General features: G+C 34.8%; 24 protein-coding genes and 1 pseudogene. 21 read left to right on the top strand and 4 right to left on the bottom strand.

The genetic code is table 11. The annotated features are described in order from the left end of the window. Positions 1-469: 469 nt before the first annotated feature. Entirely contained in the window at positions 470-805 is a 336-nt protein-coding gene (locus J5J03_RS11695; RefSeq protein ID WP_208589717.1) for a DUF3221 domain-containing protein, read from the bottom strand. 1292 nt (positions 806-2097) lie between these two features. On the opposite strand from J5J03_RS11695, the gene J5J03_RS11690 reads away from it, so the two are divergent. Together J5J03_RS11690 and J5J03_RS11685 are read left to right on the top strand one after the other, a co-directional pair. Further along, positions 2098-3060, top strand: a complete 963-nt coding sequence (locus J5J03_RS11690; protein WP_208589716.1) for a helix-turn-helix transcriptional regulator — start codon at positions 2098-2100, stop codon at positions 3058-3060. Positions 3061-3135: 75 nt separating this feature from the next. Then, the gene (locus tag J5J03_RS11685; RefSeq protein WP_208589715.1) at positions 3136-3768 is read left to right on the top strand and encodes a type 1 glutamine amidotransferase family protein; all 633 of its coding nucleotides are present in this window, start codon (positions 3136-3138) and stop codon (positions 3766-3768) included. Between the two features lie 661 nt (positions 3769-4429). Here the strand turns inward: J5J03_RS11685 and J5J03_RS11680 are convergent. Next, on the bottom strand, positions 4430-5029 hold the full coding sequence (locus J5J03_RS11680) for an MFS transporter (protein WP_331460482.1): 600 nt from the start codon (positions 5027-5029) through the stop codon (positions 4430-4432). Position 5030: 1 nt separating this feature from the next. Between J5J03_RS11680 and J5J03_RS11675 the strand changes: the two genes are divergently transcribed. Together J5J03_RS11675 and J5J03_RS11670 are read left to right on the top strand one after the other, a co-directional pair. Next, entirely contained in the window at positions 5031-5354 is a 324-nt protein-coding gene (locus tag J5J03_RS11675; protein WP_208589714.1) for a hypothetical protein, read from the top strand. A gap of 82 nt (positions 5355-5436) precedes the next feature. Next, positions 5437-6186, top strand: coding sequence for an HNH endonuclease signature motif containing protein (locus J5J03_RS11670; RefSeq protein ID WP_208589712.1), 750 nt, complete (start codon positions 5437-5439; stop codon positions 6184-6186). A 44-nt stretch (positions 6187-6230) separates the two neighbouring features. Here the strand turns inward: J5J03_RS11670 and J5J03_RS11665 are convergent, their stop codons facing one another. After that, entirely contained in the window at positions 6231-6761 is a 531-nt protein-coding gene (locus J5J03_RS11665; protein ID WP_208589710.1) for an SMI1/KNR4 family protein, read from the bottom strand. A 1702-nt stretch (positions 6762-8463) separates the two neighbouring features. On the opposite strand from J5J03_RS11665, the gene J5J03_RS11660 reads away from it, so the two are divergent. The 9 genes and pseudogenes from J5J03_RS11660 to J5J03_RS11620 form a co-directional block, all read left to right on the top strand. Then, positions 8464-8727, top strand: coding sequence for a TIM barrel protein (locus J5J03_RS11660; RefSeq protein WP_208589725.1), 264 nt, complete (start codon positions 8464-8466; stop codon positions 8725-8727). Between the two features lie 149 nt (positions 8728-8876). After that, entirely contained in the window at positions 8877-9821 is a 945-nt protein-coding gene (locus J5J03_RS11655) for a helix-turn-helix domain-containing protein (RefSeq protein ID WP_208589708.1), read from the top strand. A 121-nt stretch (positions 9822-9942) separates the two neighbouring features. Then, the gene (locus tag J5J03_RS11650) at positions 9943-10881 is read left to right on the top strand and encodes a carbohydrate ABC transporter permease (RefSeq protein WP_231710707.1); all 939 of its coding nucleotides are present in this window, start codon (positions 9943-9945) and stop codon (positions 10879-10881) included. Between the two features lie 19 nt (positions 10882-10900). Further along, positions 10901-11743, top strand: coding sequence for a carbohydrate ABC transporter permease (locus J5J03_RS11645; RefSeq protein ID WP_208589707.1), 843 nt, complete (start codon positions 10901-10903; stop codon positions 11741-11743). Positions 11744-11797: 54 nt separating this feature from the next. Beyond that, entirely contained in the window at positions 11798-13219 is a 1422-nt protein-coding gene (locus tag J5J03_RS11640; RefSeq protein WP_208589706.1) for an extracellular solute-binding protein, read from the top strand. A gap of 222 nt (positions 13220-13441) precedes the next feature. After that, positions 13442-14074: a YesL family protein gene (locus J5J03_RS11635; protein WP_208589705.1), complete on the top strand. Its 633-nt coding sequence runs from the start codon at positions 13442-13444 to the stop codon at positions 14072-14074. 20 nt (positions 14075-14094) lie between these two features. Continuing rightward, on the top strand, positions 14095-15234 hold the full coding sequence (locus J5J03_RS11630; protein WP_208589704.1) for a DUF2264 domain-containing protein: 1140 nt from the start codon (positions 14095-14097) through the stop codon (positions 15232-15234). A gap of 16 nt (positions 15235-15250) precedes the next feature. Next, positions 15251-16243, top strand: a complete 993-nt coding sequence (locus J5J03_RS11625) for a hydroxyacid dehydrogenase (protein WP_331460481.1) — start codon at positions 15251-15253, stop codon at positions 16241-16243. 41 nt (positions 16244-16284) lie between these two features. Further along, positions 16285-16407, top strand: a pseudogene (locus J5J03_RS11620) (BCCT family transporter); the annotation flags it as partial. 459 nt (positions 16408-16866) lie between these two features. Here the strand turns inward: J5J03_RS11620 and J5J03_RS22370 are convergent. Next, positions 16867-17136: a helix-turn-helix transcriptional regulator gene (locus J5J03_RS22370; RefSeq protein ID WP_208589701.1), complete on the bottom strand. Its 270-nt coding sequence runs from the start codon at positions 17134-17136 to the stop codon at positions 16867-16869. Positions 17137-17252: 116 nt separating this feature from the next. Here J5J03_RS22370 and J5J03_RS11610 point away from each other — a divergent pair, with 116 nt between their 5' ends. The 8 genes from J5J03_RS11610 to J5J03_RS11575 all read left to right on the top strand — a co-directional run bounded on the left by J5J03_RS11610 (position 17253) and on the right by J5J03_RS11575 (position 26539). After that, the gene (locus J5J03_RS11610) at positions 17253-18275 is read left to right on the top strand and encodes a LacI family DNA-binding transcriptional regulator (RefSeq protein ID WP_208589699.1); all 1023 of its coding nucleotides are present in this window, start codon (positions 17253-17255) and stop codon (positions 18273-18275) included. 192 nt (positions 18276-18467) lie between these two features. Then, complete coding sequence (locus J5J03_RS11605) at positions 18468-19787, top strand: extracellular solute-binding protein (RefSeq protein WP_208589696.1); 1320 nt, start codon at positions 18468-18470, stop codon at positions 19785-19787. Positions 19788-19863: 76 nt separating this feature from the next. Next, on the top strand, positions 19864-20745 hold the full coding sequence (locus J5J03_RS11600) for a carbohydrate ABC transporter permease (protein WP_208589694.1): 882 nt from the start codon (positions 19864-19866) through the stop codon (positions 20743-20745). Between the two features lie 14 nt (positions 20746-20759). Beyond that, a complete protein-coding gene (locus J5J03_RS11595; RefSeq protein ID WP_208589692.1) occupies positions 20760-21632 on the top strand; it encodes a carbohydrate ABC transporter permease in 873 nt (290 codons plus the stop codon). Between the two features lie 39 nt (positions 21633-21671). After that, positions 21672-23144 carry a glycoside hydrolase family 32 protein gene (locus tag J5J03_RS11590; RefSeq protein WP_208589691.1) on the top strand — a complete coding sequence of 491 codons (1473 nt, stop codon included), beginning with the start codon at positions 21672-21674 and terminating at the stop codon, positions 23142-23144. Between the two features lie 125 nt (positions 23145-23269). Next, positions 23270-24145 carry an ROK family protein gene (locus tag J5J03_RS11585; RefSeq protein WP_208589690.1) on the top strand — a complete coding sequence of 292 codons (876 nt, stop codon included), beginning with the start codon at positions 23270-23272 and terminating at the stop codon, positions 24143-24145. A 119-nt stretch (positions 24146-24264) separates the two neighbouring features. Further along, positions 24265-25608 (top strand): NosD domain-containing protein, encoded by a 1344-nt coding sequence (locus tag J5J03_RS11580; protein WP_208589689.1) that lies wholly within the window; start codon positions 24265-24267, stop codon positions 25606-25608. Positions 25609-25981: 373 nt separating this feature from the next. Further along, positions 25982-26539, top strand: a complete 558-nt coding sequence (locus J5J03_RS11575) for a CBO0543 family protein (protein WP_208589688.1) — start codon at positions 25982-25984, stop codon at positions 26537-26539. Positions 26540-26562 lie beyond the last annotated feature (23 nt).

The following is a 26562-nucleotide window of genomic DNA, read 5'->3' as shown; positions in this document are numbered from 1 at the left end:
TGCAGTTGTACCATTTGTTCCTTAAATTCTTTGGAAAAGCTTCTTCTCATTCTTCTGGTCATTTTAAAACTCCTCGGCTTTTATTTGAACCAAGTTTATCTGACCTTAACTAACTTGTCCAATCTAGTGTAACCGGTTCATGGTTTGATCGAATGACGAGTGAGAATCGGGGATATATTTTTGCAGCAACATCAAGGAGAACAACTTCAGGAGTATATAGACTATTAGCTACACCGTTAAGTGATGGATTTACAAATATGCTATTTGATTAGATTTTTTGGATATTACTTTTGTAATCAATTTGATATGAATATTAAATACAAATTCAGTTAATATAACATCAACTATACGAAGTAAGACAAAGAGCCAAGCCCTTTATACTATAGGATTTGGCTCTTGTTCATTTTTTATACATCGTTAATTTAACAAAGTTTTAAGTTTTGGAAAAAAGGGTAAATTGTTGAGAAACTTATTTTTTAAATTGGATTTTCTTAGCCTTAGCTTGCTCAGGATAGGATGCAAGTATATCTCCATCAATCCATACTTTTACTTCATCACCTTTTGACCATTCCTCTGTATTGTCATATGCTAAAGAAATTAAAGAAATACCCTTTTCCTCTTCCTGTATCTCTGAAATTGATTTATTTTTTATATCTTCATACTTGTCTTGAGAAAGATTCTTTGAAAGTAATATCTCATTTTCTGTTACTTCTAAAATAATACCTTCCATATCAGAATTGCCACACCCTGCTATTGAAATACTTAACAATATAGCAGTAAAAGTAATGAATACTTTTTTTTTCATTAGATACACTCCCCCTTTATATAATAAGACGAATTTAGCATTATATGGGTTTCGTTATTTAATTGTTTAATCACCATTCATAATTGAAAAAATTAAATAGATGAACCATGAGTAACTATTTTCACTGGTACTATTTAATCCTTATTTCTTTATATACCGATATAATACTACTTGTGTTTTACCATGCCCTTGCTGCGTTTGTAGTAATAATAATTAATAACCATGTATTACTGTTGGTTTGTAATAAAGTTTGATCGTTTATAAAAAAGTTGTACCGTATTCAAAAAAGATTGATCAAAATTACTGCTGAATCGATAGTGAAACATTGATTTTTCAATGTTTAAATTTCCTTTTGATCAAACTTTTTTATAAAAAACAGGCTGATTCAATAAGTGATAACATAGGTTTTAACCAATCTTTTTTATAAAGCCTGATAACTCTAATCAATTTCTTCATTAAGCAAGTCATCAGTAAATAAGCAAGTGCTACAAGTAATAGTCCTGTTTTATCAACTATTATGCTTATTTCTTTAGTATCAATCTCTTTCTTGCAGAAAGTGCAAATGGTTTTTGATTTTTTTCAATCGGATCACCCTTTCTTGTTTTGATCAATCTTTTTTACAAAGCTACAACTTTTTGGTGTGTTTAAAAACAAAAAGATAAGCTATTATAAATCCCTTTACCAAAATTCATTAGACTAGCTAAAATCTCCCGAAAACAACAAATGTCATATTACATTAGAGCTTTTACAACATATGACATATTAAGTTAGATATTATACGATAAATGACATTCTATATTAGAGTTCACATGTGTTGAGTGACAATAAAGTCTTTTAATTACAAATAAAGTTGTTTAAAAAACACACGTTATCGATTACAATTATAGTAATCAAACGTGAGTTTTTCTATTATTCGGGGTCGGTCTATAGAAATGAAATACATATTCAAGAATTATTGACCAACCTGGTCTTTAATAGTGGCAGTTGGAGTCATTCTTTTTTGAAAAATCAACAACATAACAAGGTAAGACATTCTAATGAGACTACAGGGAATTGGGCTCAAAGGATAAGAAATTATATATATTAATATTGCTGACTTTTAGAAATGATGTTAAGTGCCGTGGTAACCGTTTATAAAAAAGTTGCACCGTTCTACCCCTTTGGATATACATTGTCCAAAGGGTGATTTTATGGTAACAATAACATAACGATATTCCATTAACGGGCCGATTATAGAATATCGCAGTTAAACATATATAATGGAAATAAATTCCGTGTAGAGGTGGAGTTGTATGCCTAAAATTGACAATATGCTAGCAATTCTATGGATGCTTAGTTCAGGTGAAAAAGTTACTGCAAAACAAATTTCGGAAAAGTTAGAGATGAATATAAGAACTGTGTATCGTTATATTGATACACTTTCAACAAGTGGTGTACCTATAATTTCAGACACAGGGCATTACGGTGGATACACTTTATTGAATAATTTTATTGAAGCCCCACTTTTTTTTGATTTTGAGGAGCAAACCTCCCTATTTCACGCTGCTGTTTTTGCAGAAGAAGCCGGATATTATGGAGGTGAAGCGCTAAATAGGGCTACTTCAAAGCTAAGCAAATATTCAAATCAAGAGCAGGAAACAAAGATAAACCAACATTTAACCAGCCTTGAAGTAATAAGGCAATTAACTTCCCTCTCTATGGAACCTTTCTTAAAGGAGTTGGAGCAGGCCGTAGCTAACGGATACTCTGTAAAAATTTTATACCATAAAAGTGGCGAAGAGCAATCAAAGTATAGATTGGTTGATCCGTACAGAATTATATATTGGAATAATAAGTGGTATGTGATTGGATTTTGTCATCTTAGGAATGACATCCGTAGCTTTAGAGTAGATCGAATTGAAAGTCTAATGCTAACAGAAAATAAGTTTAACCGCCCAGAAAATTTTTCAGCACGGGACTTTTTTATGAAAAACCTCCTTCCAACTATAGAAGATAAGGAGGGGATTATTTCTATAGTTATTAATGGAAATACAAGGACGTTAGGTGATATTTGCCAACATTGGTTTTTAGGACATTATTTACAAAAACGGACTTCAAATCAAGCAGTATTTCTGCTTGAAAAAGATATGATGTATACATATGTACCTTATTTACTTTTGCCGTATGGTAAATCAATTCAAATTGTTGAGCCAATAAGTCTTAAGAAAAGACTTATTGAAGTTCTGTCAGATCTAATAAAATTTCATCAAATATGATAACTTCCCTGACGTTAGCTGTCAGGGAAGTTATATTATAATATGCTATATCAATTGTGATGGGAGTGTTATTGGATGCAAGCAAAAAAAGTTTATCTTTATGTATTTGATACAATGTCAGACTGGGAATATGGATATTTAATTGCTGAACTAAACTCAGGAAGATATTTCAAAAGGGATTTAGCACCTTTCAAAGTAATTACAGTAGGTGCTAATAAAGAAATCATTACTACGATGGGAGGACTGAACATAAAACCAGATATTTCCCTAAATGAGTGTACTCTTGAGAGTAAAGATCTTTTAGTTTTACCTGGAGGGAATACTTGGGGAGAAGATTTTCATCAACCTATCTTGAAAAAAATTGGCGATGCTTTAAAGCTTGGGACTATTGTTGCTGCAATTTGTGGTGCAACTGAGGGACTAGCGAATTTTGGGTACCTAGATTCTAGAAAGCATACAAGCAATGACTTAGATTATCTTAAAATGGTCTGTCCTAATTATAAAGGAGAAAAATTTTATGAAATGAGACCTGCAGTATCTGGTGAGAATTTGGTTACTGCATCAGGAGTAGCTCCTCTGGAATTTACGAAGGAAGTACTGGAAAAATTAGATGTATTTGCACCAGATACATTGTATTCATGGTATAATCTAAATAAAACTCATAAATCTGAATACTTCTTTCGGTTAATGAATTCAATAAACGGATGAGCTAAAAATCAACTTAGCAGATTATATTAGTTTAAAAGATTTCCATGCTTTAGACGATGTCAAAGCATGGTTTTTGTATATTAGCTAAAAATGTTTGGGAAGTAAAAACTTAGAAAGCACAACATCTAGACTTTTTAATCTTATTGAACAACGTTAGGCTTTTTTCTTTGATAATAATGATGGAACGATCTTCAGGAATTGGGCAAATAAAGTCCTTTAATTTAACCAAGTAAACCGTGAAATTATCTTCCGCAAAAGGGGCGCGATTGTTGAACAACCCATCAACTTAAACGACTTTATTGTAAAACTATGGGCTGTTATTCAGCAATTACACCAAAAATTAAATAACTTTATTTTTACACCGTCCACATTTTCGGACGGTGTAATGCGTATTTTCAGATTTAAAAACAAACAACTTTATTGTCATTACACAGTTGTGAATTCTAATATAAAATGTCACAACTTCGAACATAATTTGTCATAGATCCGTAGCAATAAAGATATTTCTTTTACAATAAAGTTGTTCCACAATCAGCCAGGCTGTGGAACAAGTCTTTTTTATTACGTAGTAGACCATTACTATGCAACAAGTGTATTTATTTTATCTATAAAACCTAAAAAAGGCCACTTCTATCTAAAGTGGCCTTTTCCTGAAAGTAAATTAATAGTTAGACTTGTAACTTCTAAATGTATGCCCTCTCCATAAAATGAAAAGAGCAATTATTAATCCAACAATAGAAAAGGACAGAATGACTAATTGAATATCAAATCCTCTAGAAACGAGTAGAGTTACAGTTGCATAGGCAAGCGGATCAAACCCGTTCATGGCTAAAAAGACTATACTCATGACCCTTCCCATAATACGGGGATCAGTATCTTCTTGTGCTGAGGCGAAAAATGGGATGGATACAAATGTCATGGTAAATCCAATTAAGAACGCTAACGCTGTTAAAATATACAAATTAGGAATTTGACTAAAAGCTACAGCTACTATTAATGTCGCAATTAATCCTGCAATCGATGTTAATCCCCTACGGCGTATTTTGATCATACCGATAATTGCTGTGCTTATGAGCATCCCAACCCCTAAAGCAGCCTCAATGTAACTAAGATTAATGGGTGTCCCTCCATAAGTTTCCACTAAAATGGGGATAGGCGGGTTTACCCTTCTTCTATTTGTTGGAATTTCCCTGTGGAACCAGAGGATCGTAAAAAAAGAATTGGAAGAAAAACACGCGTCGTTGATAAGTGAGCTTAACACCGTGGAAAATAATATTGCGAAACATCAAGCAGAACTGAATGAGCAAAAAAACGCTTCGGTTAAACAGGCAACAGGGCTTGATCCGTTGATGATTGAAACGGATACCGAATCGGCGAAGTCCTTTTTCGAACCTGCATTCAATTGGAAGTCCGCTGAAGATTACGATAAGGTTCGAGACCAATACATCGAGTCACTTGGGGAAGATAATTCGTTTACGGAAACGTATCTCCCTCCTGATACAAAAATCGACACAAATGATGGCCCACTCTCTTATATAGATTTTAAAGGTCTTCAGGTAACGATGGGAGATATGTATATCAGATAACACAATTGAATTAGCACCCGTTGAGAAAACCGATGACTCTTCTATAGGTAAGTCTTCATTAGAAGACAAAGTAAAAGACGGTATGGAGAAAGTTCACACAACCGAAGAATATATATCTATCGACAAGCAAGGAAATATTAAAAGTGGTGAAATTAAGTCCCAAGAACAACTTGATAGAATAGAGACCCAATCTACAAGTTTAGTAACAATTTCTGCTGCAATGTTTGCAGGTAATGGACAAGTCGCTCAAGGAGTTGAGGTGACAGAAGTAGTTGGGACCAAACCCGCTACATTATCAGTTTCTCAAAATTTATGTTCTAGCCGTGACGTAAGAGAAGATTTCACTTGCGATAAAAGAATGAGTAAAACATGGACAACAGCCCAAATTTATGTTGGACAAAATGTAATGGCATATTATGATGTAAATCAGACTTTGTTTTGGGAATATAATGGAAATGGAGTTGCTACATGGGCTGGTAATCCACCTACAGTTAAGACAACTACTTGGGTTGAAGGTACATTTTTAACTAACAGTAAAGGTGTATGGTACCCTTCATATGTAGATGAGCAATCTGGTAAAACGTTATTAGCTCCGGCTTCAGCGGAGTACAAAAAAGTACCTGTGGATCAAAGAGTGAAGTGGGGACCTACTGAAAGAAAAATCTATAAAACTTGGTATGAAGCTCAATATGGAATTAGAAGTTGGGATAATATTGAAATTCATCATATTATTCCCCGAGCCTATGGTGGTAGTAATGACCCAGCCAATTTAATACCGCTTCCTAAATCTTTTCATCGAGGTACAGTAACCCCTTGGTGGACAAATTATTAAAGAATACCCCCTCTTAATTTAAGAGGGGGTATTTGTGATAACAATCATGAAATACTCCAACGGTAATAGAAAGTATCAGAATCTTTCCATTCCCAGTATTTTACTCCTTGTGCAATAATTAAACGATCCAACCATAATTCAAAATTAGCATTCAATTTTATTGCATCTTCAAAGCCATCTACTGAATCCAAACAAAACAAATAATCATTAATTCCTTTTTTATAAACTCTAGTATCTATTATGATACGATTATCTAAGAAACTGGCTATGCAAAAGCACCCTTCGGGTAAGTTGGGGTCTTTAAAAGTAATCAATTCCTCTAAACTATATAAATCTAAGTCCTCAAAAATTCTTGCTCCATTGTGTTCTAACAGGAAATTCTGATAATCTTTTGGCAAAATCCAATCATGCTCGGATTGGAAGTTTTCAATTTGTTCTTTTGTAGCTGGGTTTTGAAAAGAACAAGGAAGTTCAAAAATACCCCCAACTTCTTGCTGTATAGTAATAGTTCCATCACTATTTAATCTTTGTTTTAATCCGTGCAAAGTTTTTCTAATAATTTGACCTTCTTCCATTTAACACACACTCCTTTTAGTTGTCAGCATGAATTCTATGATATTTTCTTTTGTAATTGATAGTTTTTATTCCGGTCTACTTTATTTTATGATACTAGTAAATCTTAACATATGAATATAAAGAAAAGTGTTGTAATTTGTCTAATTAGGTTAAAGTATTATTTTTTTGTATGTTACTTTTGTATAAATCCTTCCAAAAATTTTAATACACAAAACTGCCAGTTTGTTTAACAACAAACGGTCATTGTTACATAGAAACACTTGCTGTTCAGGCGAATTGCCGTATAATGGAAGTATAAGTTTGATTAGCAAAATATGGAAAACAAAGGAGATGGATAGTTCAGGTACTCCTACAAGAATTTTATTTTGCAATTTCTTCATCGAGTTATCTGGTAAACCTTCCCAAGCTGTCCATCCCCAGTGTTTTGTTCTTTTTTCTTTTAAACTTTCTACCTTTTTATGTTTAAAACAATTTTTACAAAGCTATTGATTTTTATAGAAAACTGTAAAATCTCTTTTAAGCTCATTTATCTGTTCTTTCTCATCCAATACAATTAAAAGGTCTCCATTATCAAAATCCCATTCTTCCTCATCATGCTGATATCCATCTTTTTTCCTTCGTCTTGGCGGTAATCTACTTTTAAAACACTATATGATTGTTTTATAATCTCTAAATTGAATTCCATCTAATCGGTTTTCGCCCTTTTAGAGTATGCCTGTAGTAGTTCTCTGTAATCCATCCTTTCACATAAGAGGCAATGGAGTCGGACCGAATCATCTGCTGGAATCATTACTTCCAGTGATTGATAAAGTAACGCATAGGATTTATTATTTTTAATCCCGATAAACTTGGGTGGGAAATTCAAAATTGGAATTTCGCTTAACCGTGGTACATGTTCCACTGGAATTTTCTAACTTAAGCAACGTAAGCCCTACCTACTCTTACTCCTTGCGAACCCGAAGTCGCGCCAGTGTGAATAAGCATCTTCAAAAAACTTCATGCAGAATGCCAGATACTCAGTATTCCGGTTGTAAGATTGATGATTTTTTACAGCTAGTTTATTAGATTCTATTTTTGCTTTTAGCTATGATTTTGAAGGAATATGATAGAAGCTTAGTTAAATCTAACGAGAATTTTATTGCAGAGCGACACAACAGTAGAGTTAGAGGAGCTAAGAAAGAAATTGCCAACACTGTTAAATAATTTGTGTAAATTAATTTGAATGCGATTTTTCCTACCAAATGATTTCTTGTGTCTTATCATTGTGTCATTATTTAGCACGAAAATTTCATTAATTCCAATTATGAGATAAACCTCTTATTATAAGAAGACAAGTTTTCCAAAGAGTATTCATATATGTGGAATTAACTGATAGTAAGGTTGGATTGAGAGGTGTTTTTAAACTTCCACTATGTTATGTAAATCTTATGAGAGTAAAATATTATCGTATATAATAACGTAAAAATCATTTTAGAGCAATATGAGAATGATGTTGCATTGTTGGGAAAAGTAGAGTTCAGACAAATTGTTGATGTATTTAATCAGAAGGTTGAGCAATTTCAGTCAAATGAAGAGCAATAAGATTTAAACATTGAATCTTTAAAATTGATACTATTTTAATAAGCGATAAAGAAAATGCATACAGTAACAGCGATTGCATTTTCAATGTTTAAAAATTAGTGGGGTTTTTCAGTAGCCTCGATAGAGCCAATAGGGATAACAATCGTTATCGAACCATTAAACAAAAAAGAAAGCAATGTTATTACTAGTGTGTCAGAAGCAGTTGTTCTCGCAGGAAAAATGAACCGTCCACCTATTCAAGTTCTAGCAAATTTATATCATATGATGGAAGAAAATGAACCCCTTGAAAATATCGAAACAGCAAGGTCTTATTTACAGCATGTGCACGTAGCTGATAGTGGAAGAATGGCACCAGGAACAGGTGATTACCCGTATGTGCTTTGAAAAATCAGCTAGATAAAATTGGCTACCACAAAAGAATTTCTATTGAATGCCAGAGGAATGATTTTCTGAATGGGTTAGCACGAGCAAATACATGTTTAGATCATATTTTCGTGATCTATAAGCACGCATAAAACGAGGGGGATTAGGTCATGGAAAACATATATGAGTCAATTGAGAAGTTTAATATTGTCTATCGAATGGTTGATGTTGATTTTCAAAAACAAGATTTTTTTGTCCATTCTCATAATTTTTATGAAATTTATTTTTATCACAATGGGGATTGCAAATTATTGATTAATGATGACATTATTGATTTGCAGAAAAATGACATATTTATTATGAATGGCTCGAGTTTACATGGACCTTCACCAGAACCTAATTGTCCATATGAACGAAGTGTTATTGAATTTTCTGATGAGTGGATTCGGCCGATTCTCGATAAAATGAATGCACCAGAGCTCTTATCACCTTTCGATGAATTATCGAATTCATTATTACGAAATGTGGATAGGGTGGTATATGAAAAAATAATGCAACTGGTTAAAAAAATGCAAATTAAACAAATCCAGCAAAGAGATCATCATAAAACGGAGATTCAAAAGCGTTTATTGGAAGCGGAAATTTCGACATTATTGATTGAATTATTATTTATAATATATGAATTAAGCAAAGGAAAATTAAATAGTGTTCCGTCAGACAATAATGAAAAGAGTTGTCATGTTAATCGTATTATTTCATGGATTGACCAGCATTTTCAAGATGATATTTCATTGGATGACATCGCTAGTTCCCTTCATATAAGTAAGTACTATATGTCAAGAATATTCAAAGATATCACAGGTATGACCATTATGCAGCATTTAGTGCATCGTCGCTTAGCACGAGCAAAATATTTATTAGAAATGCAATCAAATAAATCGATATTAGAGATAGCAATAGAGGCTGGATTTGATAGCTCCTCACATTTTAGTCGAAAGTTTCGAGAATGCTATTTAATTTCACCCTCTGCTTATCGTAATAAAATGAGAGAAAGGTCAATGCCGAAAACACGACTGGTTAAGGGAGCAATTTTATGCAACCGCTTTAATAAATAGTGCAACTAGTGTCAAGTAATACATTCTCAATCACGATATCCTTGTATTATATAAAATCAGAATGTTCAGTAGGACAATTAGTTGTATTAGAAAAAGCTGATTTAGAATGGGAGGGAAAGTCTTGAATAAAGACAGAGCAGAAATGGGAACGAATGTATCCGTGTTGTCTAACGAAAATGTAGAAACTATTAAAAAGAAAAAGAGAAAATCCGCTTTTTCATGGTATCTATTTTTGTTGCCAAGTTTTGTAGGTATTTTATTATTTATGGTTTATCCAATATTAGAATCATTTCGATTAAGCTTTTTCCAATCGAATGGTACGATTGAAAATTTCATAGGATTAAAAAACTTCCAACTCGTTTTAACATCTAAAACATTTTGGAATACTGTCTGGAACACTTTCTTTATTGCATTCTGCCAAATTGCAATAACTATTCCATTAGGATTCATTTTTGCTTCTATGATTAATTCGGTTCGAAGAGGTCAGAACTTTTTTAAAGTTGTTTATTTTTTACCGAATGTAACATCAATTGTAGCAGCTGCGATGATTTTTCAATTTGTATTACACCCAGAGATGGGAGTTGCAAACTATGCTTTAGATGCTATCGGTTTGCCAACATCTTCATGGTTCTCAGATCCGTCTACCTCCAAATGGGGTGTAATTCTATTAGCAGTATGGCATTGGATTGGTTTTGTCATCATTATTTGTTTAGCTAATTTGCAAGCGATCTCACCTGAAATGTATGAAGCTGCAAGAATTGATGGTGCCAGTCGGATACAACAATGGCTATTTATCACAATTCCTAATATGTCAGGTACTTTCGCTTTCTTATTGATCACAGGTTGGATCGGTGGTTTGCAACGTTTTAATGAAGTGTATGTGCTTGGTGGACCGAACGGTAGTCCTGCTCGGTCAATTCAAACCATGGGGGCCTTCATTTATGAACGAGGTTTTACAGGATTTGAATTTGGTATCGCCTCGGCAGCAACATATATTATGTTTATCATTATTTTAATCTTTACTTTTATTAATTTAAAAGTATCTAAAATGAACCTGTAGAGGTAAGGGAGGTAAGAAAATGAATCAAAAGTCGATGGACAAACTAACTGGAACAGTAAAGTTCGTAATCCTGTTAATATTCGGTGTGCTGTTAATGATGCCTTTTATATGGATGGTGAGTGTAGGATTTGATCGAACTGCAAATATTACGATGCCTTTTCCACCACGACTGATTCCAGAGGAAATCTCATCATTTAACTTCGGAATTGTATTCGAAAATGGTCGTTTGATTCAATCATATATTAATTCTGGAATAGTAACGACAAGTTCTGTTGCTCTTCAGGTAGGTGCTTCCTTATTAGCAGGTTATGCCTTTTCGAAAGGAAGATTTAAATACAAAAGATTACTTTTCATTTTAGTATTGTGTACTTTGATGATTCCAATGGAACCAAGATTGATTCCATTATACACATTATTTAACTCTTTTGGTTTATTAAACTCTTTTTGGCCATTAATCTTGCCAACGGTAATCAATGGGATGCTTATCTTTTTATGTAAGCAATTCTTTGATCAATTGCCGACCACACTTAGAGAGGCCGCACAAATAGATGGAGCTGGTGAATTTCGTATTTTCTTTACTGTTTATTTACCGTTAGCTGGACCGATTGCGGCAACAATGGTTATTCTTTCTTTTATTTGGAGTTGGAATGATTTTATGTGGCCATTAGTAGTTCTTAACGATCAAGAGCTTCACACTGTACCACTATATCTCGCAAGTTTTTCACTCGAGAATGGTACTAGTTTAGGTGGTTTAACGATGGCATTAGCCACTGTTAGTATAATACCAATCGTAGTATTGTATCTTTTCTTACAAAGATACATTATTCAAAGTATCGCTTTAAGTGGAGTAAAGGGGGAATAGATAACTCAGCTTTCAGTCAACTATTCAACCTACAAATTAACAGGGGGTAAAAAAGTGAAAAAAATCAAATGGTCATTATGGTTAGTGATTGCGTTGTTATTTTCAATGGTTATTATGACAGCTTGTAGTTCTGATGATGAAACAGGTGGAGAGTCTGATGCAGGTTCTGATATGAATGAAGAAAGTAATGGTAATGGAGAAGAAGCAAGTTCTGAAGGTGGAGAGAATTGGGAAGGTCAATCGATCAATGTTCAATTGATCGGGGACTTTGATCTGGAAGATTCAACAGATCCAACTACTGGTGAAAGTAGAAAAGGTTTACAGGATATTAAAGATCAATTCGAATCTGAGCATCCTGGTGCTACTGTCGAATTTACACTGATGCCGTGGGAAGGGTATACGGAAAAAACACAAGCAATGTTAACTTCTGGTGACGCAGATGTGTATCAAATGCCTGGTATCGCAGACTTTGCAGCACAAGGATTGCTTGAACCGCTACAACCTTGGATAGATGAAGATGATGAGTTCACAACCGATATTTTCATTGATAATCAGATGGAAGGTTGGATGGCATTAGGACCTGATAGTGATGAATTGGATGTATATGGTTTACCATTTTTAGGTGATGCTCGTTTTATTGCTTATGATAAACAGCTATTTGATGAGTGGGGAGTAGAATATTTGTCGGATTATCCTACTATGGATGAAGTTGCCGAAAAGGCAAAGCAATTGACGGGTACAAATCCTGAAACTGGTGAGGAAAACCACGGAATCTGGTTCCGAGGTGACTGGTCTTCTGCTTTTACATTAGTTAACCTTGCTGAAGGACAAAATGGACGATGGGGAACAGGCTTTGCATGGGATGAAGTTGAGTTTGAATTCGATAGTCCTGAAATGGTCTCTGGTCTTGAGTGGTTACTTGAAATGCAAGAATACGCACCAGAAGGTTTAGTGAGTAATCAAGGTTCAGAAAAATGGTTAACACATGACAATAATATTGGCATTATGTTAAATCAAGGACCCGGATTAATTATTCAAGCCAAAGCACAAGGCTTAACTGACAGAATTGGTATTGTTCAGGAATTCAAGAATGATGACGGCATAGGTGGTATGTTTGCTGGGTCTCCTATCACTATGGCTGCCGACAGTGAAAACAAGGAATTAGCTTGGGAATGGATGAAATTTGCAACGAGTGAGACTGTACAGCAATATATATTTGAAGAATCTGATGCAAATCCTTCCATAAAAGCTGTAGAAAACTGGGATAGCTATGCTGAAGTTGAAAATCTAATGGCTCCAACAATTGAGGCAATGAGTACACCGTATACGACTCCTCGATATCATTGGGCATCTTCTCAACCTCGTTTCATCCTAACTTCTGAAGTGGAAGCTGCTCTAACAGGTGAAAGGTCGGCACAAGAAGCACTAGAAAAGGCGCAAGAAGAAAGTATGGAATGGTTAGAAAATCGCAAATGAGTAAAGTAATACTATACTCTTTAATCTTTGGGAATTATTGATTCCAATGGATTGTTAACAAAACTTGTCAACGGGTTAATTGTTCCAACCACCTTAGTTTACTTAAAGTATGTAATAGGCTTACAAACGCTTAGCATCATGATAAATGAAGGTAAACAAAAAGGGAGGTAATTCCTCCCTTTTTGTACTATAATTAAATCTTTTTTAAGAGGAATGATCGCTATGCATCCAGATGGTTTTATTTATCGGTCAATGGTATGGTTAACAAGACTAACTTACTTAAATTTATTATGGATCTTTTTTAGCCTACTGGGGTTAGTTATTGGTGGATTCTTTCCTGCATTAACGGCTATGTTTGCGGTGGAGCGAAAATGGATAAGAGGCAATACGTCATTTGCTATATTGCCGTACTTTTGGAATGTGTATAAAAATAATTTTAAGTCATCAAATATATTGGGTATTCCATTTATTTTATTATTTTCGTTAATTTATCTCAATCTGCAATTCACACAAGTATTAGGTCAATTTCTTGGGAGTATTTTGTTATTTTTTTTATTTGTAGTATCTTTTTTGGTTATTATTATCTTTTTGTACGTATTCCCAACGTATATTCATTATGATGTGCGATTGATCGAATCGTTAATATTCTCTTTTATAATTGCTTTATCTGCACCAATGCAAACTTTCCTAATAATGATAAATTTGATAGGATTTTTAATTATTACACTTTATTTACCCGGCGTCTTCTTTTTATTTGTTGGAAGTGCCTCAAGCTTAATTATTATGTGGTTTGCCTACAGAGCGATGATACAAATTAAAAATCGAAAAGAGTTAATTGTCCGACATGAAAAATAATGGCAAAAGGAGTCAGAAACATGGATACTCGAAAATATTGGATAACAACGATGCAACAGATAGTAAAACCAGTCATAGACGCCGCAAGTGTTGGGGAATTGAAAAAGCGAATGCCTGTCGAGGAAGTCGAAGGGGCAGGTCGTGAGCACTATTCGCAATTAGAGGCGTTTGCCCGTACCATTAATGGAATCAGTCTGTGGCTGGAACATGAGTGTGGTGATCCGGAAGAGGCGAAATTACAAGCAAGTTTTGCTGAGAAAGTTCGCCAGGGAATTGCTCATGCGGTAGATCCGATTTCCCCTGATTATATGAATTTTTCGGATCAAGGTCAGCCGCTAGTTGATACCGCCTTCTTTGCGCAAGCAATACTGCGTGCGCCAACTCAACTATGGGAGAAATTAGATCCCTCGACCCAAAAAAAGGTTATTACTGCCTTAAAGCAGACACGTGCTTACAAACCACACTTTTCAAATTGGTTATTGTTTTCAGCGATGATTGAAGCATGCTTATACCGAATAGGGGAAAAAGATTGGGATCCAATGCGGATTGATTATGCCTTAAAACAATTTGAACAATGGTATGTAGGTGATGGGCATTACAGTGATGGACCTGCTTATCATGCCGATTATTATAATAGTTATGTGATTCAGCCGTTTCTGGTTGATATTGTCGATGTGGTTGGTGAAGAATATTCTGAATGGCAGGAGAAACGAGAAATTTTGATTGAAAGAGCAAAGCAATATGCGTTGTATCAGGAACGATTGATTTCTCCAGAAGGAACGTTCCCGCCAATTGGACGGTCACTTGCCTATCGTTTTGGAGCCTTTCATCATTTAGCCAACCAGGCTCTTCTCTGTAAATTACCACCTTCTCTTCATGAGGCTCAGGTGAGAGAAGGGTTAACAGCTGTCATTAGGCGTACGTTTCAGTCACACCATATGTTTGATGAAAACGGCTGGTTGACAATCGGTTTGACTGGACATCAGAAGACAATCGGAGAGCATTACATATCGACAGGCAGTCTGTATTTAGCTACTTTTATATATTTGCCATTGGGTCTTGATGTAAATGCATCATTTTGGAAAGCGCCTGCAGAAGACTGGACAGGCAAAAAAGCTTGGAATGATCAAGACTTTCCAATTTATCAATCTATTAAATAAAAAAGGTGGGGATCGTGTGAAAGGTATCTATATTATGAATAAAGAATCTTTTCCACTTGTTTATTCTGATTCGATCAGAAGTGAAATTCGTCAGCTTGTTGACATAGATCGTGACGTGATGAGTGCTGAGGAGGTGGAGTCAGATCTTTCTGTTTTAAAAGACGTAGATGTTATTTTTTCTGGATGGGGAGGTCCAAAATTAGATGAGACTTTTCTTAGGGCAGCGCCAAATCTTCAAGCTTTCTTTTATGCGGCAGGTTCCTTAAAGGCGATTATCACAGATGCTGTTTGGAAAAGAAATATAACGATCACAAACGCTGTTTATGCGAATTCTGTTCCTGTAGTAGAATTTACATTATCGCAAATATTATTTTGCCTGAAACGTGGCTGGCATTTTGTAAGGATGATCGAGGAGAATCGTGCTTATCCTTCAAAACCATATCACTTAAGTGGAGGTTTTCGCAGTAAGGTCGGGATTATATCGATGAGTACGGTTGGAAGGGGTGTGTGCGAATTATTAAAGCACTTTGATCTTGATGTCTATGCTTATGATCCTTTTATGACGAAGGAGGAGGCAGAACATTATCAAGTAACACCGACTACGATAGACACTATATTTGAACATTGTGATATTGTTTCTCTCCATGCCCCGTTGTTAGAAGAGACAAGAAATCTTATCGAAGGTAAACATTTTCGAAGGATGAAGGAGAATGCCAGTTTCATTAATACTGCACGCGGTGCCATCGTTAATCAGCAAGAAATGATCGAAGTCCTCCATAACCGGCCAGACTTAACAGCCGTATTGGATGTAACCAATCCAGAACCACCTCCGGCAAACTCTGTTTTATACGCAATGAAAAATGTTGTGCTAACCCCACACCTGGCAGGAAGCGAAGGAGCAGAATGTGGCCGGATGGGACAATATATGTTGGAAGAACTCAGAAGATTTTTAAAGCAAAAACCTCTCAAATGGCAGATTGACCAAGAACGCTTTTCAACCTTAGCGTGAAACAGGGGGACGGTTCGGGACCAGTCTCCTCTTGCTGAAGGGGCACAAATGCTGCTCAGAAGGAAGCAATGAGATATGTATTTTTTTACGGAGGAATTCATGTATGGGCTATATACGCTATCGTTGCCTTAGCCTTAGCATATTATAAATTCCGAAAGGGTGAACACCGGTTATCTGTTCTGATATTTGTTTTATGAACTTTAAATAGTCCGTGTATAAAGGAAAAGGATCATCATTTTGGGACTCCTATCTGTAACTATCCTTCTATCATTTTTGTTTATTGGCACACTTTCCTCACCTTCATCTATGTGGATAGCGTTCCTACATACCTAGGAGAGTGGTTTTGGGTAATTGTTATTTGGATGGTCTAGAGGAAGGAATTGCTGACGAGATTTCTAGAGGAACTATCCTCAGGTTTACATCCTTATTCAGTTGCTCAAAAGTCCGCGATACTTAAATTTTCCTTAATTGTGCAGATGATAAAAAGTTTAATGCATCTTATACAATATTAATAAAAAGGAACTTTGCATAACCTCGGCAATATATTATCATTCTATTGATTATTAAAAGAGGTCAGTTTTGCTCCGCTTTGACCCACTATCTGCACCAGTATATTATAAAATTTATGATCGAAATTCTGAGGGAGTTTTACCATAATATTTTTTAAAACTTGCACTAAAGTAATATTGATTAGCATAACCCACTAGTTCACTAATATCTTTTATTTTAAGTTGTGGATTTTCTAGTAATTCTTTTGCTCGCTCCATTCTGATTTTCGTAATATATTTTGGAATGTTTGTGTTGGTCGCTCTTTTGAAAATTGAACCAATATACGATGCATTGAGATTTATTTCTTCTGCAATACTATTACCTGCTACTGGATATAGAAACATTAAAGAATGATGGATTATTTTGAAAAAAGTATTGACTTATAAATCAAGAAATATTACAATTTGGTTAATCGATTACGTAAACGATTACAATATAAGATGTTGGATTGGTGAGGGAAATGGCAGGCAATAACTCAAAGAAAAACATTAGAATTAAGGATGTCGCTGAAAGAGCAAATGTTTCTACAGCAACGGTATCACATGTGATTAATGGAACAAGATATGTTTCTCCAGAAGTTACCGAAAGAGTTGTACATGTAATGGAGGAACTAGATTATCGTCCTAATTCTGCTGCTAGAAGCTTAAGAAGTACGAAGACCAATACAATAGGTTTTTTAATTCCTGTAAAAAAAGATGATACATCTAAATCATTTTTTATGTCAATTGCTGAAGGGATTGAAGCAAATTTAAACAGAAAAGGATATAACTTGATATTAAGTAACTCTAAAGAAGATATGCAAGAAGAAATAAATAGAATAAAAATGTTTAACACCCAATTAGTAGATGGATTAATATTAGCACCAACAAATGATGATTTTGTCCATATCCAGGAAGTATTGGACAATCACTTCCCAATAGTAATGATAGATAGGTTACCGATTAATTATAAAGGTGATTATGTATTGGTTGATAATTTCCAAGGAACATATGACGGTGTGACGAAATTAGTGACTTCAGGGTATAAGAAAATCGGTTTTATCAGTTCTGAATTAGGTATTACAACAACTAATGAAAGATTTGAAGGATACAAACAAGCACTGAAAGATAATCATATCCAGTTTAACGACAAGTTTATTGAATTAGGACTTTCTTCTTTTCAATCTGGTTATGAATTAACAGACAAGCTTATTGGTAACAATATTGACTCATTATTTATTGCAAATAACATTATGACGATGGGGGCAGTTAAATGTATACAAGATAATGGTTTGCAAATGCCAGAAGATATTGCAGTGGTTGGATATGATAATTATGATTGGACTAAAATAACTACACCACCATTATCAGTGGTAAACCAACCAGCCTTTGATATCGGATTTAAGGCTGCTGAATGTATTTTAAATCGTATCAATAATAAAAATCAAAAAAAAGCGAATCATATCAAATTGAAAGCTCAACTTAAAGTAAGGAAATCTATTTAAAAGATTTTTTTACTTTAATTATTTAATCGATTACGTAATCGATTAAATGACCGAGCATAAAAAGCTTTTTGCTTTTTTATATAAATATTATATTAAAATTTTAGGAGGAAATGGAATGGAACGGCCTGTACATGTGCTTTGGGATAAATAAAAGATAGGAAGTCTAAAAATATTTTGCGGGAGGTTTATTATATGAATAAGAAATTATTATTTTTAATAACTCTATTATTTGTTGGATTATTTTTATCCGCATGTGGAGATGATAACGACGATAATGAAGTTGTAGAGGAAAATAACGAAGATAATACATTGACAGTACTAGTTGAAGGTGGAAGTCCTGCAGAGACAGTTGCCGAAGAAACACGTGATTCTTTTAAAGAAGAGACTGGTTATGAAGTGGTAATCGAATCTGTACCATATACAGGTGTGTATGATCGAATGAGAACAGAATTAACAACAGGTGCAGGCGCTTTTGATGTTGCAACCATTGATACAATTTGGCTTCCAGCACTTTATGAAGGATTAGAACCTATTCAAGACATCGTAACGGAGGAAATAAGTGAAGATCTATTTCCAGGTTTAATTGATGGTGCAACGATTGAAGACAATGTTTACGGATTACCGACATGGACAAATTCAAAAATCTTATTATATAGGAAAGATCTATTTGCAGACGAAAACAATAAAAGTACATTTGAAGATGAGTTTGGGTATGAATTAGCACCACCAGATGACTGGGAACAATACAAAGATATAGCAAGCTTTTTTGGCAATAATGAAGATTTTCCAGAGCTTTACGGAACAACTGTTTTTGGTGCGAGTTCAGGTGATTCAGTAGCAAGTTGGTTAGACCACGTAACACAGGCTGGAGCAGATAATTTGATATTGAATGATAATGGAGAAGTGGTTGTTAATGATCAATATCATGTAGCAGCATTAAATATGTTGAATGATTTAGTTTCAACAGAGGGTCTTGTTCCAGAAAATACTTTGGAAACGGCTTCAGCTGAAACAGCAGAATTATTTTATAACGGAAACTTAGCAATGATGTTAGCGTGGGGACATTTCTATGTACCAGCAAATGATCCCAATACGTCTGATGTAGCTGGAAAAGTCGGAGCTGCTCCAATGATTGCGGGTGAAGGAGGAATTGGTGTTGTACCGGGACCTTGGTATCAAGTAATTCCATCTTCATCTAACAAAAAGGATACGGCTAAAAAGTATTTAGAGTTTATGTATGATAAAAATGAATTATATGCAGATGCTTTAGGCGTAGCAGCAAGACAATCTGTGTTTGAAGAGTATGGACAAGAAGAAACATATTCTCATTTAACACCATTGGCTACCACATTGAACGCTGAACAAACTCAAAATCGCCCCTCAACTGATCAATGGCAAGAAATTGAAAGTGAAGCGTTAATTCCGGCAGTACAAGAAGTACTTGGTGGAGAGGTCACGGCTCAAGAGGCCTTAGATGAAGCAAAAGAAATAATCGAAGGTATTGTAAATTAAGCATAAAGGTGAAAAAAGGGTAGGTTAACTTCCTATCCTTTTCTCAATCAAATCATTTTAGAAGGAGAATGATTATATGACAAAAGAATCGAAAATATCCTTTTTATTTTTCGCACCAGCAGGGATTTTTATGCTTATATTTCTACTTTTTCCTGTGATGCTTTTGATAAAAGATAGTTTCTTTCAAGTAGATATGATCTCACAAGATTCAGGAACATTTGTAGGTATAAATAATTATATAGAATCTATTAAATCAGATCGTTTCTTGGGAGCAACAACTAACACGCTGATTTATGTTGTTGTTGCAGTTAGTGCTGAACTACTTTTGGGGTTATTTTTCGCTATGCTATTAAATACAGGTTTTAAAGGGCATGGATTAGTTAGAACAATTTTACTGAGTCCGTTAATGATTGCGCCATTAGTGTCTGGTTTAATATGGAAATTTATGTTGAACAGTCAATTTGGTATTGTGAATCAATTATTGTATGACTTTAACATCACTTCGAGTAGGCATGCTATTCAATGGTTATCAGATGATAGGACAGCACTATTATCGACCATTATTGCTGATATTTGGTTGACTACACCTTTTATGATGCTGGTATTGCTTGCTGGTTTACAAGGAATTCCAGTTACATTGTATGAGTCAGCAAGAATTGATGGCGCAAATAAAATCAAAACATTTTTTTATATTACATTACCATCTTTACTTCCAGTAATGGTTGTAGCGATTTTAATAAGAACGGTAGATGCAGCAAGAACATTTGACATTGTTTGGGTTTTAACACAAGGTGGACCTGCTAATTCTTCAGAAGTGTTGAGTACCTATATGTATAAAACATTAACTAGGTATGGTGAGGTTGGTGAATCTAGCGCAATGGCAGTGCTATTTATCATTCTTCTATTATTACTTAGCTCTTACTTCCTTATAAGTATGTTTAAAGCAAACAAAAAATAGAGAGGAGATGTAAAATGGAATCTTTAAGTAATACAACTCAAGAAAAAAAATCACTGTTTCAGTTGATTAGGAAATATAATAAACAGTTTATAGGTTTAATCACAACCATACTAGCACTGTTATTTATAAGTCCGTATATATATATTATTTTTACATCTATTAAACCGTCTTCAGAAGCAATAAGTAATGCTCCAACTTTTTTTCCAAGAGAATTTTCTATAGAGAATTACATTTCTATGTTTAATCAGATGCCATTCTTAAGTTACTTTTTTAATAGTTTTATTACAGCCTTTATTAGTACGGCTTTGTCTGTTTTCTTAGGCGCATTGGCAGCATATGGGTTAGCGAGATTTTCATCGAAGTTAGGAAATGTATTTCTTTTAATCACATTATGTATTCGCATGATTCCTATGATAAGCATTGCTATTCCTATGTATATCATTATTAATTCAATGGGATTAATTGATACTCATGCGGCCTTAATTATAACCTATACAAGCATAAATGTTCCTTTTGCAATATGGCTAATGATGGGGTTTTTTAATAATATTCCGAAAGAATTTGATGAAGCGGCAAGAATAGATGGATGTAATATCTTTACATCTTTTTTAAAAGTAATATTACCAGTGTCATTACCTGGTTTGGCCACTACATCAATATTTTGTTTTATGCTAGCATGGAACGATTTTTTATTTGCTTTATTATTAACTAGTACAAATGCTAAAACAGCTACAGTCGGAATTTCTGAATTTTTAACTGCATATAACTTAGATCTTGGTCCTATGACAGCTGCTGCAGTTAGTTTTAGCTTACCTGTAATGATATTTTCAATACTAGTTCAAAGATATATTGTAAGTGGAATGACCTTAGGATCTGTTAAAGGATAGAAAGATTAATTATTACTTCAAAGTAGAGGGGACAAATTTATGACATATAATCATAGTGAACAAGCTATTAAAGCAAATATTTATATAAATCAACAACAAGAAAAGGTAAAAAACTCTAAATATCGATTAAACTATCACATGATGCCACCTGTAGGTTGGATGAACGATCCGAATGGATTTGTCCAATATAATGGTGAATATCATTTGTTTTATCAACACTACCCTTATGCTCCAAAATGGGGGCCGATGCATTGGGGGCATGCAAAAAGTAGAGATTTAGTCAATTGGGAACATCTTCCCGTGGCATTAGCACCTTCTGAATATTATGATATTGGTACAATGGATGATCATGGCTGTTTCTCAGGAAGTGCTATCGAAAAAGATAATGAATTGTACTTATTTTATACGGGGCATTCTATTGAACGTGATCCTATGCAAGTTCAGTGTATAGCTAAAAGTGAGGATGGTATAAATTTCACAAAGGAAAATCAAAATCCTGTAATTGATCATTTTCCAAAAGATGGTTCAAAAGATTTTCGTGATCCTAAGGTTTGGCAATATGATAATCAATATTATATGGTAGTAGGTTCTAAAAAAGACGGGAAAGGAAAGGCTCTCTTTTATCAATCATCCAATTTAATAAATTGGACATATAGGGGAGTAGTGGCCGAAAGTAATGGTAAACAAGGAGATATGTGGGAATGTCCAGATCTGTTTCCATTAGAAAAAGAACATGTTCTTATATTGTCACCGATGTATGGGGAGAAAAATGAAAAACCTATTATTATTTTTGGTGAGATGGATTACAATACCGCAAAATTCTCCCAAGAAAGAAGTATACTCTTGGATTATGGTCATGATTTCTATGCCCCCCAGACATTAATAGATGAAAAAGGAAGACGAATTATGATTGGGTGGATGGACATGTGGTTTTCAAAACGACCATCTGAGGGAGACGGTTGGGTTGGAGCTATGACCATTCCTAGAGAATTAACCTATAATCATAACGGGATTTTTATACAGCAACCAATTGAAGAATTAAAAGCCTTGAGACATAATCATCATCACATTGAGAATATTGTAATAAATGGAGTGCACAGCTTTCCTAAGTTAGATGGAATTGCAACTGAGTTATGCATTGATTTTGATATAGTTAATTCAGATTCACCTGTTTTTGGTCTTCATTTAAGATGCTCTACAGATAGATCAGAAAAAACAATTATTAAAGTAGATACGAATAATGAGGAGATTATTGTGGATCTAACATCAGCTGGTAAAGGAGAAAGTGGAATTTATAAGGCGCCTTATAGTCCTAAAACTAACGGAAAGTTGAACTTAAGAGTATTTCTTGATACTACATCCATAGAGTTATTTGTGAATCATGGTGAGCAAGTTATAACAAATAGGATTTATCCTCACACTTCTAGTATCGAAGTAGATTTATTTGCTGAAAAAGGGAAAGCAAAAGTATTAAAAGCAGATAAATGGTCTTTAAGATCAGTATGGAAATAATAGAGGAGAATGGAATGTATTGTGGTCTGGTGGTACAAAATTTGTATTCGCTGTCGGCCATGAAAAAAGTAATGCTCTTAGAGGCGTTTCATAGTAATGAGTGAAAGAAAAGGAGCAAAGTTGAAATGACCGAGAAATTATTAGGCTCGATTGAGGCAGGAGGGACGAAGTTTGTTGTTGCCGTGGCGGATTTCGATTTCAATGTGAAGGAAATAACAAAGTTTCCAACGACAACACCGGAAGAAACGTTGGCAAACGTGATCAATTTCTTTAAACAATTTGAGGTAGCGTCTATTGGCATTGGTTCCTTTGGACCGATCGATGTGAAAGTAGAATCGAAAACTTATGGACATGTGCTGAATACCCCTAAAGCGGATTGGTCTGGATTTGATTTCTTAGGAACCTTGAAAGTGGCCTTTGATATCCCGATGTATTTCACCACGGATGTAAATTCTTCGGCTTACGGAGAGTATACGAAGGGTTCTGCGCGTGGTGCTAATTCGGTGGTTTATTTCACGCTTGGTACGGGTGTCGGTGGTGGCGCTCTCCAAGATGGGCAGTTTATCAGCGGAATTGCCCATGCTGAAATGGGACATGCGACGGTTATCGCACACCCTGAAGATTCGTATGTGGGAGGTTGTCCTTTTCACAGCAATCATTGCTTTGAAGGACTTGCTGCTGGTCCAACGCTAGAAGGTCGCACGGGGATTAAAGGAGAAAAACTCCCTCGAGATCACAAGGTCTTCGATTTTATCTCCTATTATGCAGGACAAATTGCCTTCAATACCTTCGTGAACATGGCACCAGAGAAAATTGTCTTTGGAGGTTCTGTCCTCCAAGAATCAGATATGCCAACGGTTCGCGAGTATTTCAAACAATTTAACAATGACTACGTTGCCACGCCAGATTTAGAAGAACTCATCGTTCGTCCAAGCATCGAAAACAACGGTTCCGCAACCATCGGCAACTTTGGATTGGCCTTGAAGGTGTTAAAAGAATAAGAAGATAGTGACTCCCTTCCGAATGGCTTTTTCACTAATTCGTAAGGCTTTACTTCCAGCTATATCAAGGAAAAAGTAGTTTATGAACAAACACACTAAATGGATAGGAGAATTTATTTATGGCTAGTAAAAATTATTACGACGTAACAGAGTGGCCTGTCGGTAATCCTTATGAGGATATTGGTGAGGTAATCAACAGCATTATAGCAGATATTAAAAGCAGGCAAACGGATACTGATGTGAATAAAGGCGGAAAGCCAGGTGCGGTTATCTATATTCCACCGGGAGATTATCATCTTGTCAGTCAAGTAGTTATAGACATCAGTTATCTTAAAATTATGGGTTCTGGACACGGGTTTACATCTTCGAGTATCCGTTTTAATACTTCTGAGAATGAATGGGAGGATTTGCATGAATTATGGCCGGGAGGAAGTCGCATACTCGTAGATATTCCCCTAGAAATAAATGACGAGGAATATAAAGGAGCTGCATTTTATATTGAACGAAGTGGAAATCCCCGAATAAGTTCGGTAGAGTTTGCCGACTTTTGTATTGATGGTTTGCATTTTATTGAAGATGGTTTAGGAAAAACAACTCCGGAAAACACGTACACTAATGGGAAAACGGGTATTTATGTTGCAAGTGCTTGTGACTCATTTCGAATTACAGGCATGGGGTTTGTGTATTTAGAACATGGAATTACTATTTATCATGCAGATGCACTGACTATACATGATAATTTCATAGCGGAATGTGGTAACTGTATTGAACTACGAGGTTGGGGACAGGCTTCAAAAATAACCGATAACTTGATAGGAGCCGGTTTTAAAGGATATTCAATTTACGCTCAAAATTTTGGTGGGCTTTTAATTACAGCGAATAATGTTTTTCCACGAGGTGCGAGCAGTATCTATTTTGATGGTGTGACACGTTCCAGTATCACAAATAATAGACTTCATTCATTTTATCCAGGAATGGTGGTATTCAAGGGGAATTGTTCGGAAAACTTGGTTTCTTCAAATCACTTTTTACGTGACCATGAACCTTGGACACCTTTTCTTGGAATAGACAATGGTTTAGATGATTTGTATGGTCTTCTCTATATCAGTGGCAATAATAATTCTGTAATTGCTAATCACTTTTCTAAAGTAGTTAATACTCAGAACATCAAGCCAATAGGTGCTACACCTGTAATCATACGTATTGTTTCGGGTAATGGAAATTATATTTCTAATAATCATGTTGTTGCTACGGAGGTTCATGCCAAGATAAGTGATTCTTGTTTCTCTGCGCAAGTAGACGCTTTGTTGACTACCGAAGCATCAGAGCGGCTTACCGTAACAACCGTATTGATAGAAAAAGAATCGATTCAAAATACGATTCTTGATTCGGGAAGTGATGGACAGGTTGTGATGGACAAGCATGTAAATGCATTCAGAGCCACTCCAACGCCAGGAGCATAAATAATTTTTTGTGGTTTTTGTTCGAAAGTTTCAATTGCAAGTCGTACACTTGAATTATTTCGTTTATCATTTAATTTTTTAGGTGCTTCCTAGCGATGGAAGTGCCTTGTTTCCATGTTTAAGGAGTTAAATAAATCATTGAGATGATTTCACGTTGGTAGTATAGAGAAAAATTTAGAGCTAATTCCCATTATACTCATGTAGGAAATTATTTCTACACTTCTTATGAGTACGTATTTATATTGAGAGTGAGCAAGTACAAATGCGAAGGTGAGAATCTTTTAATGGTTGGAGAGAATTGGAATAAAATCTAGCCCCTTGTTTAAACTTATAATATTGAATGATTTAAGAATTTCATTAAAGGAATGATAAAATGATTATTCCAGATGACGTTGCAAAAAAAATTGATGATGTTTATAGAAGTCTAGTTGTAGTTAATCAAAAGGATCATGAAGTTTGGATAGAGTATGTGCTTCTATCTTGGCAATGGTGGCTTTTTTTGATACTATCTATTATTCCTTGGCTGTTATGGTGGAAATTTAGAAAAAAGGATTCCACGAACCGTTTATTACTTGGCGCTTTTTTTACCATAATTATCTCGATGTTCCTGGATTCTTTTGGAGCGGAATTGGGTTATTGGGATTACAGGTATGAACTTATACCGTTTTTACCTTCTTTCTTCCCTTGGGATTTAAGTCTTCTTCCTGTTATTTTCCTTGTGCTTGTACAAATAAAGCCAAATATATCACCTATCTTAAAAGCTATCTTTTATGCCTTTTTAAGCTCATTTATTGGCGAACTATTTTTTCAATGGCTAGGATTATATAGGCCAATTGATTGGAATTCTCTTTTTTCATTCCCGATACAATTTATAATATTTCTCATTGGCTACTCACTTGTTAAAAGCAAAAGTTTTGAGGAGTTAAAATGAAGAAGATGTTATCCATGTGGAAA

This window comes from Gracilibacillus suaedae (assembly GCF_017599345.1).
Taxonomy (GTDB): domain Bacteria; phylum Bacillota; class Bacilli; order Bacillales; family Amphibacillaceae; genus Gracilibacillus; species Gracilibacillus suaedae.
This window is presented reverse-complemented; position numbering and strand designations above follow the sequence as displayed.

What these genes read in the sequence shown, in the direction of transcription:
- J5J03_RS11645 (WP_208589707.1), top strand. Translation starts at nt 10,901, where the DNA reads ATGAATCAAAAGTCGATGGACAAACTAACTGGAACAGTAAAGTTCGTA.
- J5J03_RS11595 (WP_208589692.1), top strand. Translation starts at nt 20,760, where the DNA reads ATGGAATCTTTAAGTAATACAACTCAAGAAAAAAAATCACTGTTTCAG.
- J5J03_RS11580 (WP_208589689.1), top strand. Translation starts at nt 24,265, where the DNA reads ATGGCTAGTAAAAATTATTACGACGTAACAGAGTGGCCTGTCGGTAAT.
- J5J03_RS11695 (WP_208589717.1), bottom strand. Translation starts at nt 805, where the DNA reads ATGAAAAAAAAAGTATTCATTACTTTTACTGCTATATTGTTAAGTATT.
- J5J03_RS11690 (WP_208589716.1), top strand. Translation starts at nt 2,098, where the DNA reads ATGCCTAAAATTGACAATATGCTAGCAATTCTATGGATGCTTAGTTCA.
- J5J03_RS11635 (WP_208589705.1), top strand. Translation starts at nt 13,442, where the DNA reads ATGCATCCAGATGGTTTTATTTATCGGTCAATGGTATGGTTAACAAGA.
- J5J03_RS11585 (WP_208589690.1), top strand. Translation starts at nt 23,270, where the DNA reads ATGACCGAGAAATTATTAGGCTCGATTGAGGCAGGAGGGACGAAGTTT.
- J5J03_RS22370 (WP_208589701.1), bottom strand. Translation starts at nt 17,136, where the DNA reads ATGTTTCTATATCCAGTAGCAGGTAATAGTATTGCAGAAGAAATAAAT.
- J5J03_RS11575 (WP_208589688.1), top strand. Translation starts at nt 25,982, where the DNA reads ATGATTATTCCAGATGACGTTGCAAAAAAAATTGATGATGTTTATAGA.
- J5J03_RS11685 (WP_208589715.1), top strand. Translation starts at nt 3,136, where the DNA reads ATGCAAGCAAAAAAAGTTTATCTTTATGTATTTGATACAATGTCAGAC.
- J5J03_RS11670 (WP_208589712.1), top strand. Translation starts at nt 5,437, where the DNA reads ATGGAGAAAGTTCACACAACCGAAGAATATATATCTATCGACAAGCAA.
- J5J03_RS11630 (WP_208589704.1), top strand. Translation starts at nt 14,095, where the DNA reads ATGGATACTCGAAAATATTGGATAACAACGATGCAACAGATAGTAAAA.
- J5J03_RS11605 (WP_208589696.1), top strand. Translation starts at nt 18,468, where the DNA reads ATGAATAAGAAATTATTATTTTTAATAACTCTATTATTTGTTGGATTA.
- J5J03_RS11655 (WP_208589708.1), top strand. Translation starts at nt 8,877, where the DNA reads ATGGAAAACATATATGAGTCAATTGAGAAGTTTAATATTGTCTATCGA.
- J5J03_RS11590 (WP_208589691.1), top strand. Translation starts at nt 21,672, where the DNA reads ATGACATATAATCATAGTGAACAAGCTATTAAAGCAAATATTTATATA.
- J5J03_RS11665 (WP_208589710.1), bottom strand. Translation starts at nt 6,761, where the DNA reads ATGGAAGAAGGTCAAATTATTAGAAAAACTTTGCACGGATTAAAACAA.
- J5J03_RS11610 (WP_208589699.1), top strand. Translation starts at nt 17,253, where the DNA reads ATGGCAGGCAATAACTCAAAGAAAAACATTAGAATTAAGGATGTCGCT.
- J5J03_RS11600 (WP_208589694.1), top strand. Translation starts at nt 19,864, where the DNA reads ATGACAAAAGAATCGAAAATATCCTTTTTATTTTTCGCACCAGCAGGG.